The organism is Serratia odorifera, assembly GCF_041448735.1.
GTDB classification, from domain to species: Bacteria; Pseudomonadota; Gammaproteobacteria; order Enterobacterales; family Enterobacteriaceae; genus Serratia_F; species Serratia_F odorifera.
Map to the genome: position 1 here is coordinate 265,378 of NZ_JBGMUT010000003.1, position 15,326 is coordinate 280,703.

Annotated in this window: 12 protein-coding genes; 4 read left to right on the top strand and 8 right to left on the bottom strand. The window is 58.5% G+C overall.

All coding sequences use genetic code 11. The features are described 5' to 3' along the window. Positions 1-19: 19 nt before the first annotated feature. From ACCC84_RS11685 to ACCC84_RS11715, 7 genes are all read right to left on the bottom strand, one after another. Entirely contained in the window at positions 20-1,429 is a 1,410-nt protein-coding gene (locus tag ACCC84_RS11685) for a carbohydrate porin (RefSeq protein ID WP_371901928.1), read from the bottom strand. 186 nt (positions 1,430-1,615) lie between these two features. Next, positions 1,616-2,551 carry a fructokinase gene (gene cscK, locus ACCC84_RS11690; RefSeq protein ID WP_371901929.1) on the bottom strand — a complete coding sequence of 312 codons (936 nt, stop codon included), beginning with the start codon at positions 2,549-2,551 and terminating at the stop codon, positions 1,616-1,618. Between the two features lie 143 nt (positions 2,552-2,694). After that, complete coding sequence (locus ACCC84_RS11695; protein WP_039992541.1) at positions 2,695-4,839, bottom strand: phosphocholine-specific phospholipase C; 2,145 nt, start codon at positions 4,837-4,839, stop codon at positions 2,695-2,697. Between the two features lie 124 nt (positions 4,840-4,963). Beyond that, positions 4,964-5,806 carry an NADPH-dependent 7-cyano-7-deazaguanine reductase QueF gene (gene queF / locus ACCC84_RS11700; protein ID WP_004958408.1) on the bottom strand — a complete coding sequence of 281 codons (843 nt, stop codon included), beginning with the start codon at positions 5,804-5,806 and terminating at the stop codon, positions 4,964-4,966. Continuing rightward, the gene (locus ACCC84_RS11705) at positions 5,784-6,683 is read right to left on the bottom strand and encodes a queuosine precursor transporter (protein ID WP_004958410.1); all 900 of its coding nucleotides are present in this window, start codon (positions 6,681-6,683) and stop codon (positions 5,784-5,786) included. The genes queF and ACCC84_RS11705 overlap by 23 nt, the downstream gene beginning before the upstream one ends. Beyond that, positions 6,684-7,298, bottom strand: a complete 615-nt coding sequence (locus ACCC84_RS11710; protein WP_004958412.1) for a helix-turn-helix domain-containing protein — start codon at positions 7,296-7,298, stop codon at positions 6,684-6,686. A 525-nt stretch (positions 7,299-7,823) separates the two neighbouring features. Continuing rightward, the gene (locus ACCC84_RS11715) at positions 7,824-8,735 is read right to left on the bottom strand and encodes an AraC family transcriptional regulator (RefSeq protein ID WP_004958415.1); all 912 of its coding nucleotides are present in this window, start codon (positions 8,733-8,735) and stop codon (positions 7,824-7,826) included. A 161-nt stretch (positions 8,736-8,896) separates the two neighbouring features. Here ACCC84_RS11715 and ACCC84_RS11720 point away from each other — a divergent pair, with 161 nt between their 5' ends. Further along, on the top strand, positions 8,897-9,730 hold the full coding sequence (locus ACCC84_RS11720) for an oxidoreductase (protein ID WP_004958418.1): 834 nt from the start codon (positions 8,897-8,899) through the stop codon (positions 9,728-9,730). 44 nt (positions 9,731-9,774) lie between these two features. On the opposite strand, the gene ACCC84_RS11725 is transcribed toward ACCC84_RS11720, so the two are convergent. Beyond that, positions 9,775-10,263: an NAD(P)-binding domain-containing protein gene (locus tag ACCC84_RS11725; protein ID WP_004958420.1), complete on the bottom strand. Its 489-nt coding sequence runs from the start codon at positions 10,261-10,263 to the stop codon at positions 9,775-9,777. Positions 10,264-10,431: 168 nt separating this feature from the next. Here ACCC84_RS11725 and ACCC84_RS11730 point away from each other — a divergent pair, with 168 nt between their 5' ends. The 3 genes from ACCC84_RS11730 (at position 10,432) to ACCC84_RS11740 (ending at position 15,309) form a co-directional block, all read left to right on the top strand. Continuing rightward, positions 10,432-11,046 (top strand): TetR/AcrR family transcriptional regulator, encoded by a 615-nt coding sequence (locus ACCC84_RS11730; RefSeq protein ID WP_102991040.1) that lies wholly within the window; start codon positions 10,432-10,434, stop codon positions 11,044-11,046. A 79-nt stretch (positions 11,047-11,125) separates the two neighbouring features. Then, positions 11,126-12,235 (top strand): efflux RND transporter periplasmic adaptor subunit, encoded by a 1,110-nt coding sequence (locus ACCC84_RS11735; protein WP_004958426.1) that lies wholly within the window; start codon positions 11,126-11,128, stop codon positions 12,233-12,235. Then, positions 12,232-15,309 (top strand): efflux RND transporter permease subunit, encoded by a 3,078-nt coding sequence (locus tag ACCC84_RS11740; RefSeq protein ID WP_004958429.1) that lies wholly within the window; start codon positions 12,232-12,234, stop codon positions 15,307-15,309. Before ACCC84_RS11735 ends, ACCC84_RS11740 begins: the two co-directional genes overlap by 4 nt. Positions 15,310-15,326 lie beyond the last annotated feature (17 nt).

The following is a 15,326-nucleotide window of genomic DNA, read 5'->3' on the forward strand; positions in this document are numbered from 1 at the left end:
GCAGGCGGCATATTGTCGATCAGAAAAAGTATTTGAATCTGGCGCGCACGCCGTAACGTTGATCGTCATCGCTATTGGCGATTTTGTTGTCGGCGTTGGCCTCCAGCCGTGAGGCGTAAGCCCCGAGATACAAATTGAAATTCTTCATATTCATGATGTTGGGAATTTGATAAGACGCATGTACGGTGTGGATGTCATAGCGACCCGGTTCGCTGAACGGGTTATCGATATTGGCCGTCATGCCATCGGTGGCGAATTCTTTGATATTGTTGTGCGCATAAATGTAACCCAGTTCAAAACGGCGCCACAGCACGTTGGCACCGGCGGAAAAGTCCTGTTCTCCCGAGGCGTCCAGATAGGCGGTGCTGAGGTTGGCGACGATACCGTTGTCAGCATCGGCGGCCAGACTGTTCCAACTCAGGGTCATGCCGTAGCCGTTGCGTTTTGACTGATCGACCCATTGACCGCGATCGTTCTGATAACCGTAGGCGTTGTTGACCACGTTGCTTTCCATCGCCAGCGCGGCGCTGAACCGATCTTTTTTCCACGCCACCACCGGGCGCAGATAAGCGACATTCTTTTTGTTGTCCAGCTCGTTGCCGTGATAGCTCTGGTCCTGGAACAGCGAGGTGCCGTCCTCTACCAGCGTGTTCAGTTCAAAGTACCAGTTGCCGGCGTATTTGCTCAGCATCAGGTTGCCGCCGCTGCTGCTGCGGCCGCGGCCTTCCTTCATCATGTAGATGTAACCGAAACCGTCGGCGTACAGGTCATTGGCGGTGTTGCCGGAATACTCGATAAAGGTATCCTGGTTGAGCGGGAACATATCGTAGGCTTCGAAACGGCCGATTTTCGCCTGCCAGTTCTTCTCGTTGCCGAAGAAGAACGCGGCGTCGTCGAGGTTCATTTTGCCCTCCATGTCGGCCAGTGGCTGCACGCTAAAGCCGGCGAAGTTGCCGTCCTGATTGCGGCGATAGCCGTCCAGGCCGATCAGAATACGGCCGTTGATGTCCCAACGCTCCTTGTTGCCCGGCTTCCAGTCCTTGTTATCGGTGGTTTTCAGCGAGGTGAGCTGCCCGCTGCGGCTGGCGCCGTCCAGGTTGAACTCTACGTCACCGTACAGCTTCAGCTCGCCAAAGTCGTTCAGCTTCAGATTACTGGCCGCCGGCGCCTTGCTTTCCAGCGTGGCGGTGCGCTGTGCGACCTGTACCGTTTGCTGTTCGGCGTTGAGCGTGCGCTGTTCCAGCCGTTGTGCGCGCTGTTCCGCCGCAGTGGCGCGACTTTCCGCACTCTGCGCCCGTTGTTCTGCCTGTTGCAGGCGCTGCTCAAGGGCGTTGAGACGCGCTTCGATGCTGGCGGCATTGCCGGCGGCCTGGGCGGTGGTAGCAAGTAATAACCCTGTAGTTACAGCCAGATAGCGTAATTTTTTCATGATGTTCTATCATCCTGGAGGCTAATTATTATTGTTTGCTAAATTGCTAAACCGGTTTTTCAGGCTGAAAGATAATCGAGGTGGAGCACTAATGGCAAACAAGATTGCTAACCCGATTCAGCTAATGTGATCGAGTGCTCAATTTCGTCAGGGGGCAGGGTGGGCACCCGGGCCCACCGCAGGATATCAGGCGTGTTGTTGCAGAAAGGCCGCCAACTGCGCAGTGCGCGGCAGCGCGGTCATTGCGCCCTTGGCTGTGGTCGCCAGTGCGCCACACGCCTGGGCCTGGGCGATAACCGCCGGCCATTCTGCTGGTGCAGGCAGGCGGCCCAGCGCCGACAGCGCGGCCAACAGGCCGGCAACAAAGGCATCGCCCGCGCCGGTGGTATCGATTGGCGCGATCGGCGTAGCGCGGAAATGGCGAATGCCGCTACCGTCATGCATGCATACCCCATCGGCACCCAGGGTTACCAACAGCAGTTTTAGCGGGAACTGGCTCATCATCCAGGCGATGGCGCTGCCCAGATCGTCAACCAGACTGATGAAACGCAGCTCGTCGAGCGAGATCTTGACCACGTCGGCCAGCGACAGCGCGTGCGCCAGGCAAGGGCGTAACGCCTCGGGCTGCGTCCAGACGTCCTCGCGGATATTCGGATCAAAACTGACCCAGCCACCGGCGGCTCTAATGCGCTCCATGGCGCCGAAAGTGGTGCTGCGGCTCGGTTCCCGTGACAGGGCGATCGAACAGACGTGCAGCCACTCTCCGGATTTAAATTGCGGTAAATCAGAGGGTTGTAGAAACAGGTCGGCGCTTGGCGTGACCATGAAGGTGAAGGAGCGCTCGCCGTCGTTCGCCAGATCGACCACCACGGTGGAGGTGTGGTAATGCGGGTCGGCGGCCATATGTCGGGTATCGACCCCTTCATCCTGCAGCACCTGGCGCAGGAAGTCGCCGAAGCTGTCGTTCCCCACCCGACCGATAAACCCGCTGCTGCCACCCAGGCGCGCGACGCCAACCGCCACGTTGGCCGGTGCGCCGCCTGGGCATTTGAGGTAACTGTTGGTAGTTTCCGGCACCAGATCGACAACCGCATCCCCCAGCACCCATACGCGATGACCCATATTCACTCCCTGTTTTCAGCATCAAAGATGGTTAGCTAAATTAGACGAACCGGTTTAGCTAGGCAACAAGTAATCGCCATGATACTGAAAACAGCCTGCTTGCACCGTGGATATCAGGCATGCTGTTGCCAGACAACGCGACGCTATGCGTCACCCATCAGTGGATCGCTGATGCTGTGCAGCCCGCTCTCCCAGCGCCCGGCAAGGCGTCGCTGCCAGTGGTTTTCCCCGGTGAGCGTAATGTCATACCAACCACCGCTGGCGGTGATGGCAACGCTGTGCTGTCGTTGACCTTTTGCCGGAATCAGCAACGGTTGCGGATCGGCACCGCTGTAAGGACAGCGGGCCAGTGTGACGGTCAGCGGTTGTTCGACAGGGTTGCTCACCGTCAACAGCAGGCCGTCGTGCCGTGCTTCCAACTGGACCTCCGGCTGGAGTTGCTGCAGGTTACCGCGCAGGGTGCGATGAAAACCGTTCGGCCCCAGCAACCACAAATGGTATTCCCCGGCGCCAGACCAGTTGTCACTCAAGGCCTTGCCTGCTTCGATGGTGTAACGGCGGGGGATTTCATCCAGCTGCAACAGGTCATACACCTGCAGCACTGCGCCCTGCGCGCCGTGATTAAGCATATTGAGGGTGAATAACTGCTGCTGCGGATACGCTGCGGCCTGTACCTGCAAGCGGTAGGGCAATGCGCGCGAAGGGCGCGCCAGCCGCTGTTGCCGGGGGGGCCGCTGCTGGGCGAGCGCTGGCAGCGCCACCGCCGGCAACCGTTCCTGCCGCTGGCGCAGGCGGTCGGCGGCGTGACGGGTAGTGGTGTGCAGCGGCGGCAGCGTTTCCGCATTCGGGTCAACAAAATTGAATGCCGATGTCAGATCGCCGCAGACCGTACGACGCCAGTCGCTGATGTTGGGCTCGCGTACCTGAAAACGCTTTTCCAGGAATTGCAGTACCGAGGTGTGATCAAACACCTGCGAGTTCACCCAGCCACCGCGGCTCCACGGCGAAAGTACCAGCATCGGCACGCGCGGTCCCGGGCCGTAAATGCCGCCATCTGGCGGCGGTTGCTCCTCGCTGCCCGGCGGGGCGATATGCTGGAAAATTTCCGTTTCGAACGGCACGGTGGATTTGCCGGCAAAACTGCCGTCGCTGCGTAGCGACGGCGCCGCCGGCGGCGGCATATGATCAAAGAAACCGTCATTTTCGTCGTAGTTGACCAACAGCACGGTTTTGCTCCACACCTCGGGGTTATCGGTCAGCGCATTGAGAATTTCCTGGGTAAACCAGCCGCCTTGTACCGGGCTGGAAGGATCGGGATGCTCGGAATAGGCGGCCGGTGCGATAATCCAGCTCACCTGCGGCAGGGCGCCGCGTTGCACATCGGCGCGGAACCCGGCCAGCATCGCCTCCAGATCGTTGGCACTGGCGGCGGGCAGCGTGTAGCCATTGCCCTTGTATAGCGGATCGATGGCGTTCAAGGCGTCGTGGAACGGCACATAGGCGGTGAAATCTTTTGGCGGATAGGCCGGGTTGCCGACCTTGATGCTGGCGGCGCGGTATTGGCGAAAACCGGCCAGCGGATTGTCGCCGAAATTGTCCGGCAAATACTGGTAGACCTTCCAACTGACGCCGCTGGCTTCCAGGCGTTCGGGATAGGTTTTCCAGGCGTAGCCCTTATCCGCCGAACCGGTGTAATCCCATTCATTTACCACCACCGCGAGGTTGGCGGCTGGGCCGTTGGTTCCGCTCCACAGGAACAGACGATTGGGATTGGTGCCGCCATGCAGTGAGCAATGATAGGCGTCACACAGGGTAAAGGCATTGGCCAGGGCAAACTGGAACGGCAGCTCTTGCTGACGGTAGTAGCCCATCGAGGTCGGCGTTTTGTAGCTTGGCCAGGCGCGCATACGGCCATTGTCCCAGGCAGACTGGGCGTCCAGCCACGAGTGCGGCGTGCCGCTGACGCGCTGTGCATTGCCGTGTCGACTGTCCAGGTGATAGGGCAGCACCGGCCGCTCCAGTCCCTGCTGTTGCCATACGCTGCGCCCTTGCGGCTGTGGCACGGTGAAGCGATCGCCGAACCCGCGCACGCCGGGCAGCGTGCCAAAATAATGATCAAAGGCGCGATTTTCCTGCATCAGGATCACCACGTGTTCGACGTCCCGGATGCTGCCGGTGCGGTTATGGGCAGGGATGGCCAGCGCTTTGCGGATTGAGGCAGGTAACAGGGAATAGGCCGAACCAATGGCGGCGGCGTGTAACAGCGTCCTGCGTGAAAGTCTGGGCATGCGCATCAAACTCTTGGGGGTCAGTTATCAAGATAGAAGCAAACAGGATAGTTGCCAAAGATAACAGCAGGATGACGGTAGCAGGAAATGCCCTGCGCCTGGTGGCGGCAGGGCATCGGTAGACTTACTGGCGCACCAGTCGGCCGAGCGTCGGTGCCGCTTCGAAATTGCTGCGGAAGGGGTTGATATCCAAGCCGCCACGGCGGGTATAACGGGCGAAAACGCTGAGTTTTTCCGGTTGGCAGTAGCGCGTGATGTCGTTGAAGATGCGTTCGACGCACTGCTCGTGGAACTCGTTATGTTGGCGGAAGGAAATCAGATAGCGCAGCAGCGCTTCGCGATCGATTTTGCGTCCGGCATAGCGGATTACCACGCTGCCCCAATCCGGCTGGTGGGTGACCAGACAGTTGGATTTGAGCAGGTTGGACGACAGCGTTTCACTGACGTATTCCGCCTGCGCCGATACCGCGTGCTCAAGATATTGAGGATCAAAGGCGAAGTCGGTCACTTCGATGTCCAGATCGTCAATGTTGTCACCCGGCAGGGTGTCAATCTGGTGGCTATATCCTGCCAGACCCGGGAACAGCTTGACGCCGACCTGGCCGTCTGCGGCGGCTGACAGATCGTGTTCCAGCGCGGCCAGTACGTCATCAGCGCTGGCAAAGCGCGTCTGGTTAAAGCTGTTCAGGTACAGTTTGAACGATTTGGATTCGATCAGATTGGTGGATGAAAACGGAATGGCGAACTCGCCGATGCCAACCACCGGCTTGCCCTTGGCGTTGAGCCAGGAAAGCTCGAACGCGGTCCAGATATCCACGCCGCTGAACGGCAAGGCATTGGCGTCGAGGCCAACCAAATCCCTGCCGCGTGCGCGCGGCAAGGCTTCCAGCAACGATGGGTCGTAGCGATCCGGGTAGGCAGAATGGGTTCCCAGGTGGGTGATTTTATCTTGCGGTTTTATATGCATATTCGTTGCCTTTGGCATGGTCGACGTTAATGTAGCGGTTGAACAGGCGGCGAGTCGCGTAAATCGGCCCCACGCCGAGCAAGGCGTACACGACTTTGATCAGGAACTGCGACAGGATCATGGTCTGGATAATGTCCCAGCTCAATACGTTATAAAAAGCCAGGGTGCAAAACACCACGCTGTCGATGGCCGAGGCCACCACGGTGCTGGTAATCACGCGGACAAACAGATAGCGTGAGTTGGTCAGCTCTTTGATTTTACAAAGTAAATAGGCGTTTACATTCTCCGAGAGCAGGTAGGCGGCCGACGACGCAAGCAGCACCGCCATGATGCTATGGACGATACCGTTGTAAGTGGTGCTGAACTCCCACTGTGGGATGCTCGGCACCAGCGTTGTCGCCCAGACGCCCAGCACGAAAATCAGGTTGGCGATAAATGAAATGATAATGGTGCGCCTGGCCAGACGCAGCCCATAAAATTCGTTAAGAATATCAACCAGGATGAAGGTCAGCGGATAAACGAAAATGGCGGGCGGAACAATCATATCCAACAGCGGGATCTGAATCGGTTTGACGCCGCACAGGGTTGAAAAGATATAAATCACGCTCAGCGCCACGGTAATGATCAGATAGGCGTACCAGGAACGTTCGTGCCGGTCGCCAAGATCGTAGGCGGTGGTGAGATTGTTGCTGCCGTCATACAGACGGCGGTAAAGCGCCTTGAGTTCGCTGCGGCTGAAGTCATCGGAAATGGTGCTGTCATCCAGCTCTTTGAGCCCCATCGAAATACGTTTGCCGGTGGCGAGGATCATGATATTGGCAGAAATGCTGCCGCTGCGATTAAAGCCCAGCAGCTTGTATTTCTTGTTGCTGTCCATTCAGAACCTCTCCTCGATGATGGAACCGATAAGCTGTTCTTCACGCTTGAGTCGATGCGGAGTAAACACGGTGTCTTCCTTTTCTTTGACGAAAAAACCCTGCTGGGCAGAGTGGTAGAGTCGCAGTGGGTTTTCCGCGCTGGATGAATAACGCTTGATAATCAGCACGTCACCTTCGCTGAACAGATTCCCTATCGGCTGTTGCACCAGCAGTGCCACCAAATTTGAATCTTCGCCAAAGTAATAGGTCAACGGAAAGCGGGTTGCCAGTTGCCCCACGCGTTGTTCATACGCCGCCAGAAATTGCTGCTGTGGTATCACCGGCACGGCGCTGGGATTCCTATTGCCTTCGAGCGATAACGTCTCGTTGATACGTTCGATTTGTTCGAGATCGTAGTTTTCAATTTCTTCACAGGAGACGCCAAAAAAATCAGAAATCCGGCTGACGGTGGATTGCTGAACGTTGTTGACTCTGCCTTCAAGGATTTTATACAGCGCAGTCCGGGTGACGCCGGCGCGATGGGCAAAAGAGGCTTTGGTTTCCCCACGACTACGCAGTAAATATTCAAGATTCTTAATGATATTTGTTTTGCGCTGAGCATTACTAACGTTCATTAGCCCCCCTTATATGTACAGCGTATTTCACTATAAATGAGGTTTGGTTGCTCGCCAATGAGAGAATGAAATCATTTATAATTATTTGAATATGAATAATTTTAATGTCAAGGTCATCGTCTTCTGGTGGGCGGCATGGCGGCGTCGTCAAGCGGACTTCAGACCCGGTATCGCACTACGCATTAACCAAGTTTACATAAATGGCATCATTGTGTTCACTTTTACGTTGACGCCAGCATGTTTTATAAGCTAGTTTGTTAAACATACTGAAGTGCTTCTTGAGTGTCAAAGCACCTCGTCATAATAAAAGCCATAAAATGATGCTACGCACAGCCACAGCGGCGTACATCGTAATACCATTAGCGACAACACCAGGGAATTCTATCTCGCCCGTCAGGGCTGACATTTCGCTCTGTCACCGCAGCCAGGCATCCTTGCCAGGCGCTGCAGCACTTGGCGTATCGCCATGCCAAAGATAAACAACCCGCATTGTTTCCTCGCCGCTTGCCACAGATACCGCTTTGCCTAGTGTGAAGAAACAAACTCTGCCGCTGCATGCGCCGGCGGAATGGTGAAGTTCTCCCGCATACGTCTGCTCTCTTCTGCCGGTGGAAGGCCAAATAACCGCTTGAATTCACGATTAAATTGCGAGGGGCTTTCATAGCCTACCGCCTGGCTGGCGACCGAAGCGCTTACCCCTTGCCGCACCATCAGCAGCCGCGCCTGATGCAGGCGTATCGACTTCAGGTATTGCATCGGGGCGATATGGGTAATTGCCTTAAAATGGCGGTGAAAGGTGGGGACGCTCATTGCTGCCTCGGCGGCCAGTTGCGGCAGGGTAATCGGGTGCGCATAGGTGGCATGAATACGGCGTAACGCTTTGGCAATTTTGCCGAATTGCCCACGCATCGCCAGCGCCGAACGCATGGCGTTGCCCTGCGCGCCGGTGAGAATGCGAAAATACAGCTCGCGGAGCAGCGCTGGGCCGAGTATTGCCGCGTCAAGCGGGGCGCTCATGGCCTCGAGAAAACGCAGCAGCGAGCCGCGCATCGCCGCATCCATCGGGCTGGACATCATGCTGGCGGGGTTAACTGCGCAGGAGGGCGCGCCCTGTCTGTCAATTTGCAGCATCAGGTCGGCCGCGAGCTGAAAATCCAGATGCAGGTAAATGGCCAGTAATGGCCGTGCCGGCGACGCGTCGGTTTCCATCACAAAGGGTACCGGCACCGAAACGGCAAGATAATGCTGCTGGTCGTAGCAGTAGGTTTGCCCGCCAAAATAGCCTCTTTTGCTGCCCTGACAGACGATGACGATACCCGGATCGTACAGCACCGGCGTGCTTGCCAGTGGCCGATTGGAACGCAGGAAACGCACATCGGGCAGTGGCGTGAGGTTATAACCTTCCTGCGGCGCCAGCGACAGCAGCAGATCCACCATGCGTTGTCGATCGTCAGTCTGGGCAGGCAACGTTGTCGATCTGTGGTTCATAATCCTTACCGTTCGATAGAAATAGGCAATAACTAAAGCAGAATCGGGCTAAAAAAACGCCAATTGAGAGAATAGTATGCACATGCCTCTTAACCAACGGGAGTTTTTTTATGTCTTTAGCCAAAACGATTTTTATCACCGGCGTCAGTAGCGGTTTTGGGCGCGCCCTGGCACAGGCCGCGTTGAGCAGCGGTCACCGGGTCATCGGCACGGTGCGCAGTGCGTCGGCAGTGGCGGCGTTTGAAGCGCTTGGTGCTGGCAAGGCGCTGGCGCGAGTACTGGACGTGACCGACTTTGCGTCAGTCGAGCGGGTCGTCGCCGAGGTAGAAGCCGACATCGGCCCGATTGATGTATTAGTGAATAATGCCGGTTATGGCCACGAAGGGGTGATGGAGGAATCAGCGCTGGACGAACTGAAGCGGCAGTTCGACGTCAACGTGTTCGGTGCGGTGGCGATGATCAAGGCGTTGTTGCCTTATCTGCGCCAGCGTCGTCGTGGACAGATTATCAACATCACCTCGATGGGGGGATTTATTACCCTGCCGGGCATCAGTTATTACTGCGGCAGCAAGTTTGCACTGGAAGGTATTTCCGAGACGCTGAGCAAAGAGCTCAAGCCGTTTGGCATCGCGGTAACTGCCGTAGCCCCTGGCTCTTTCCGCACCGATTGGGCGGGCAGATCGATGGTCAGATCGCCTCGGATCATTGCGGATTATGACGCGCTGTTTGATCCGATCCGCCAGGCGCGACAGCAAAAAAACGGCAGGCAGCTTGGCGATCCGGCCAAGGCAGCACAGGCGATACTGGCCATCATCGACAGCGATGCGCCGCCGGTACACCTGCTATTGGGCAGCGATGCACTCAGCCTGGTGCGCGAAAAGCTGCAAAGCTATGCAACCGAAATCGATGACTGGGAAACGCTGAGCCGTTCAACCGACGGTTAATCGTCGATGGCGGCAAGCCGGGATGCTCGCAGGCGTGCGCTGGTTTATGGCGTGGCCTGCCAGCTGATTTCTATCGTATCAACGCCGCCGATCAGCATGGGCATCTCGTTCAACAGTGCAAAAATTTGCTGGATCGGCGTGCCGGGGGCGATGGCAAGTGCGTCAGGCCGTCGGGGGGCAAGCGGCGTTGCCTGTGACATGATGACGCAATGGTCGTGCCTGAATATCTGTCTCAGCACCGCGGCAGGCAGGCCAGCCGTCAGGTAAATAAGCATTTGCGCAGGACGTAACCGAATTTGGCTCGCCAGCTCGGGCAAGGCGTACAGCGGCCAACTGACCAGAAGCAGCTCTGCTTCATCAATAACGGCCTGATTATCCGCCATGGTCCAGCAGGGAAAATCCATCGCCAGCGCGTTAATCCGCTCAGGCTGGCCGGGGGAGAGGAAAACCTGCGCGTCGGGTGCCGCCAGAAATAGCTGACGCACCAGCTGTGCGGTCAGTTCATCTACGCCAAGAATACCGATTTTTTTCATGTGACCCCGGTTAGATGCGCCATTGAACAACAGGTTGCCAAGCGGGGCGCCACGGTAAATTCCCCCGCGACACGGCCAGGCCGCCAACAGGAAACCTCAATTGATTGTGACCAAGTTACACATTGGTCACTCGTTGTCAATCGAAACACGCCGCGTTAAGCTATAGCCATGAATAAAAAAATGAACGCACTTGCTACCCGTGGTCCTTCCGATCACAGCGTACGCGATCAGATCGTGGAAGCCGCTACGGCGTATTTCGGCCACTACGGCTATGAAAAAACCACCGTCTCCGATCTGGCAAAATCCATTGGTTTTTCCAAGGCGTATATCTATAAGTTTTTTGAGTCCAAGCAGGCGATTGGCGAGGTAATCTGCGCTATCCGACTGACCACCATCATGACCGTGGTGGAGGCGGCGATCGCCGATGCGCCCAGCGCCTCGGAGAAGCTGAGACGCCTGTTCCGTACTCTGGCAGAGGCCGGTAGCGAGCTGTTTTTCCATGACCGCAAGCTGTATGACATCGCTGCCGTTGCCGCGCGCGATCAATGGCCTTCGGCCAGGCAGCACCAGGCCCAACTGCTCACGCTGATTGAACAGATCCTGCGTGAAGGCCGTGAGGCCGGAGAATTTGAGCGCAAAACGCCGCTCGACGAAGCCGCCAGCGCCATTTATCTGGTGATGTGTCCTTACATCAATCCCGTACAGCTGCAATATAACCTGGAAACCGCCGGGGAAGCGGCAGTACTGCTGTCCTCGCTGATATTGCGCAGCCTATCGCCGTGATAGGATTTGTGACCATTGACATAATTGGTCACTAGTCGGAGAATGCGAACCCTACACTGTTTATCAAGAAGGGTATTCCATGCTTCGTCTCAGCGCTGTCAGCATCGCCGCCTGCCTGCTGCCGCTTGCCCTGGTGGCGTGCGGTGAGGCTTCGACGGCCGACGATCCGCGTAATCAGCCACCGTTGGTCAGGGTGGCGCGAGTCGCTGATGCGGTTGACGCCACGCGTGCCTTTAGCGGTACCGTGGTGGCGCGTGTTCAGAGCGATCTCGGTTTTCGCGTCGGCGGCAAAATACTGGAGCGTCTGGTCGATGCCGGCCAGAGCGTCAAGAAAGGCCAGCCGTTGATGCGACTGGATCCGACCGATCTGGGGCTGCAAGCCCGGGCGCAGCAACAGGCGGTAGCAGCCGCCAGGGCGCAGGCTCGCCAGACCGCCGCCGACGAGGCACGCTATCGTGGCCTGGTAGCCAGCGGTGCGGTGTCGGCCTCCGCCTACGATCAAATCAAGGCCGCGGCTGAAACCGCACGGGCGCAGCTCAGCGCAGCACAAGCACAGGCGGATGTCGCCATTAACGCTTCCGGCTACGCGGTGTTGCTGGCCGACGCCGACGGGGTGGTGATGGACACCCTGGCGGAGCCAGGACAGGTGGTCTCTGCCGGCCAACCGGTGGTCAGGCTGGCGCGGGCGGGTCAGCGCGAGGCGATCGTTCATCTGCCGGAAACGCTGCGGCCGGCTATCGGCAGTATGGCGATGGCCAGCCTGTATGGCGACCGCGCGGCCGCGGTCCCCGCGCAGCTGCGACTGCTTTCCGATGCCGCCGATCCGTTGACCCGAACCTTCGAAGCGCGCTATGTGCTGGCCGGCACGCTGGCCAGCGCGCCGCTGGGCGCGACCGTCACGCTGAACATCGTCAACGGCAAGGCGGACGCGCCAACGCTGCAGGTGCCGATTGCCGCGCTGTACGATTCTGGCAAAGGTGCAGGGGTATGGATCGTCGCCGGTACGCCGGCGAAGGTCTCCTGGCGCGCGGTTCGGGTGCTGGGTATCAGCGACGACGCGGCGCGGGTGGCGGGCAACCTTACCGTTGGCGAGCAGGTGGTGGCGCTGGGGGCCCATCTGCTGCATGACGGCGAGCCGGTCAGGTTGGCGCAAGCAGGGCGTAACAACGCGCAGGGGAGCCAACCATGAGCGGCGGACGCTTTAACCTTTCGGCGCTGGCGGTACGTGAACGCTCGATCACGCTGTTTTTGATCTTTCTGATCGCCATCGCCGGCACCCTGTCGTTCTTCGAACTGGGACGGGCGGAAGATCCGCCGTTCACCGTCAAGCAACTGACGGTAATCACCGCCTGGCCAGGGGCGACCGCGCAGGAAATGCAGGATCAGGTGGCGGAACCGCTTGAAAAACGCATGCAGGAATTGAAGTGGTACGATCGCACGGAAACCTATACGCGGCCGGGGCTGGCGTTCACCATGGTGTCGCTGGCTGACGGCACGCCACCGGGCGAGGTGCAGGAGCAGTTCTATCAGGCGCGCAAGAAGCTGGACGACGAGGCTGGCAACCTGCCCGCCGGCGTCATCGGACCGATGGTCAACGACGAGTTTTCCGATGTGACGTTTGCGCTGCTGGCGCTGAAGGCCAAAGGGGAACCGCAGCGCCTGCTGGTGCGCGACGCCGAGTCATTGCGCCAGCGCCTGTTGCACCTGCCGGGGGTAAAAAAGGTCAATATCATTGGCGAGCAGGCGGAACGCATCTTCGTGTCATTCTCCCACGATCGGCTTGCCACGCTGGGCGTGTCGCCGCAGGACATTTTTACCGCCCTTAATAGCCAGAACGTACTCACCCCTGCAGGTTCGATCGAAACCCACGGGCCGCAGGTGTTTATCCGGCTGGACGGCGCTTTTGACAGCTTGCAGAAAATCCGCGAGACGCCGATTGTCGTGCAGGGGCGAACGCTGAAACTGTCGGACGTGGCGCAGGTTGAACGCGGTTACGAAGATCCGGCGACCTTTATCATTCGCAATAACGGCGAACAGGCCCTGTTGCTGGGCATCGTCATGCGCGAAGGCTGGAATGGTCTCGATCTGGGCAAGGCGCTGGACGAGGAAACCAGCCGCATCAACGCCGGCATGCCGTTGGGTATGACGCTCAGCAAAGTCACCGATCAGTCGGTGAACATCAGCTCGTCCGTCGACGAGTTTATGGTGAAGTTCTTTGTCGCCTTGCTGGTGGTGATGGTGGTGTGTTTCGTCAGCATGGGCTGGCGAGTCGGCGTGGTGGTGGCCGCTGCGGTGCCGTTGACGCTGGCGGTGGTGTTTGTGGTGATGGCCGCCACCGGTAAAAACTTCGATCGCATTACCCTCGGCTCACTGATCCTGGCGCTGGGGCTGTTGGTGGACGATGCGATCATCGCCATTGAAATGATGGTAGTGAAAATGGAAGAGGGCTTTGATCGCGTCAAGGCCTCGGCCTACGCCTGGAGCCATACCGCGGCGCCCATGCTGTCGGGGACGCTGGTGACGGCCATCGGTTTTATGCCCAACGGTTTCGCGCAGTCTACCGCCGGCGAATACACCAGCAATATGTTCTGGATTGTCGGCATTGCGCTGATTGCCTCCTGGGTGGTGGCGGTGGCCTTTACCCCCTATCTGGGCGTGAAACTGCTGCCGGCAATCAGGCAGGTTGAAGGGGGCCACGCCGCCATCTACAACACCCGCCACTACAACCGTTTTCGTCGGCTGCTGACGCGGATTATCGCTGCCAAATGGCTGGTGGCCGGCGCGGTTATCGCCGCCTTTGTGCTGGCCATATTGGCCATGGGACTGGTCAAGAAGCAGTTTTTCCCCACCTCCGATCGCCCGGAAGTGCTGGTCGAAGTACAAATGCCGTATGGCAGCTCCATTGAGCAGACCAGCAATACCAGCGCCAAAGTCGAAGCCTGGCTGAGAAAGCAGCGTGAAGCGAAGATCGTCACCGCCTATATTGGCCAGGGGGCGCCGCGTTTCTATCTGGCGATGGCGCCGGAACTGCCCGATCCGTCGTTTGCCAAGATTGTGGTGCTGACGGACAGCCAGGAGGCACGCGAGGCTCTCAAGTTCCGCCTGCGGCAAGCGGTGGCGGACGGTTTGGCCCCCGAGGCGCGTGTCAGAGTGACACAGCTGGTATTCGGCCCGTATTCACCTTATCCGGTGGCCTACCGGATTATGGGGTCGGATCCTGCCATGCTGCGTGAGATCGCCGCGCAGGCTCAGGCCATCATGCAGGCCAGTCCGATGATGCGCACCGTCAATACCGACTGGGGCGCACGCGTGCCGACGCTGCATTTTTCTCTGGATCAGGATCGCCTGCAGTCGGTCGGGCTCAGCTCTAACGCGGTGGCGCAGCAGTTGCAGTTCCTGCTGTCCGGCGTGCCGATCACCTCGGTGCGCGAGGACATTCGTGCCGTGCAGGTGGTTGGCCGAGCGGCGGGTGAGATCCGGCTCGATCCGGCAAAAATCGCCGGCTTTACGCTGGTGGGGTCGGCCGGCCAGCGAATTCCGCTGTCGCAGGTGGGCAGCGTCGAGGTACGCATGGAGGATCCGCTGCTGCGACGCCGCGATCGTACGCCAACCATCACGGTGCGCGGGGATATTGCCGAAGGGCTACAACCGCCGGACGTTTCCAGCGCAATCTCGGTGCAGCTACAACCGTTAATCGACACGCTGCCTGAGGGCTACCGCATCGAACAGGCGGGATCGATTGAAGAGTCGGGCAAGGCCAGCAAGGCGATGTTGCCGCTGTTCCCGATCATGATTGCCATGACGCTATTGATCATCATCCTGCAGGTTCGTTCGATGTCGGCGATGATCATGGTGTTCCTGACCGCGCCATTGGGGCTGATCGGCGTGGTGCCAACGCTGCTGTTGTTCAACCAGCCATTTGGTATCAATGCGCTGGTGGGACTGATCGCGCTGTCGGGTATTCTGATGCGCAACACCCTGATCCTGATAGGCCAGATCCATCACAACGAAAAGCAAGGGCTCGATCCGTTCCACGCGGTGGTCGAGGCCACGGTGCAGCGTGCCAGACCGGTATTGCTGACGGCGATGGCGGCCATTCTGGCGTTTATTCCGCTGACCCATTCGGTGTTCTGGGGCACGCTGGCCTACACCCTGATTGGCGGGACCTTCGGCGGCACCATCATGACGCTGGTATTCTTGCCTGCGATGTACGCCATCTGGTTCAGGATCCACCCTGGCAGCGGCGCGCCGTCAGCCGCATAGGGTAAGGACGCCGTCGG

Bases quoted from the DNA above. Each gene is read 5' to 3' on its own strand.
- ACCC84_RS11685 (WP_371901928.1), bottom strand. From the start codon at position 1,429: ATGAAAAAATTACGCTATCTGGCTGTAACTACAGGGTTATTACTTGCT.
- cscK (WP_371901929.1), bottom strand. From the start codon at position 2,551: ATGGGTCATCGCGTATGGGTGCTGGGGGATGCGGTTGTCGATCTGGTG.
- ACCC84_RS11695 (WP_039992541.1), bottom strand. From the start codon at position 4,839: ATGCCCAGACTTTCACGCAGGACGCTGTTACACGCCGCCGCCATTGGT.
- queF (WP_004958408.1), bottom strand. From the start codon at position 5,806: ATGCATATAAAACCGCAAGATAAAATCACCCACCTGGGAACCCATTCT.
- ACCC84_RS11705 (WP_004958410.1), bottom strand. From the start codon at position 6,683: ATGGACAGCAACAAGAAATACAAGCTGCTGGGCTTTAATCGCAGCGGC.
- ACCC84_RS11710 (WP_004958412.1), bottom strand. From the start codon at position 7,298: ATGAACGTTAGTAATGCTCAGCGCAAAACAAATATCATTAAGAATCTT.
- ACCC84_RS11715 (WP_004958415.1), bottom strand. From the start codon at position 8,735: ATGGTGGATCTGCTGCTGTCGCTGGCGCCGCAGGAAGGTTATAACCTC.
- ACCC84_RS11720 (WP_004958418.1), top strand. From the start codon at position 8,897: ATGTCTTTAGCCAAAACGATTTTTATCACCGGCGTCAGTAGCGGTTTT.
- ACCC84_RS11725 (WP_004958420.1), bottom strand. From the start codon at position 10,263: ATGAAAAAAATCGGTATTCTTGGCGTAGATGAACTGACCGCACAGCTG.
- ACCC84_RS11730 (WP_102991040.1), top strand. From the start codon at position 10,432: ATGAATAAAAAAATGAACGCACTTGCTACCCGTGGTCCTTCCGATCAC.
- ACCC84_RS11735 (WP_004958426.1), top strand. From the start codon at position 11,126: ATGCTTCGTCTCAGCGCTGTCAGCATCGCCGCCTGCCTGCTGCCGCTT.
- ACCC84_RS11740 (WP_004958429.1), top strand. From the start codon at position 12,232: ATGAGCGGCGGACGCTTTAACCTTTCGGCGCTGGCGGTACGTGAACGC.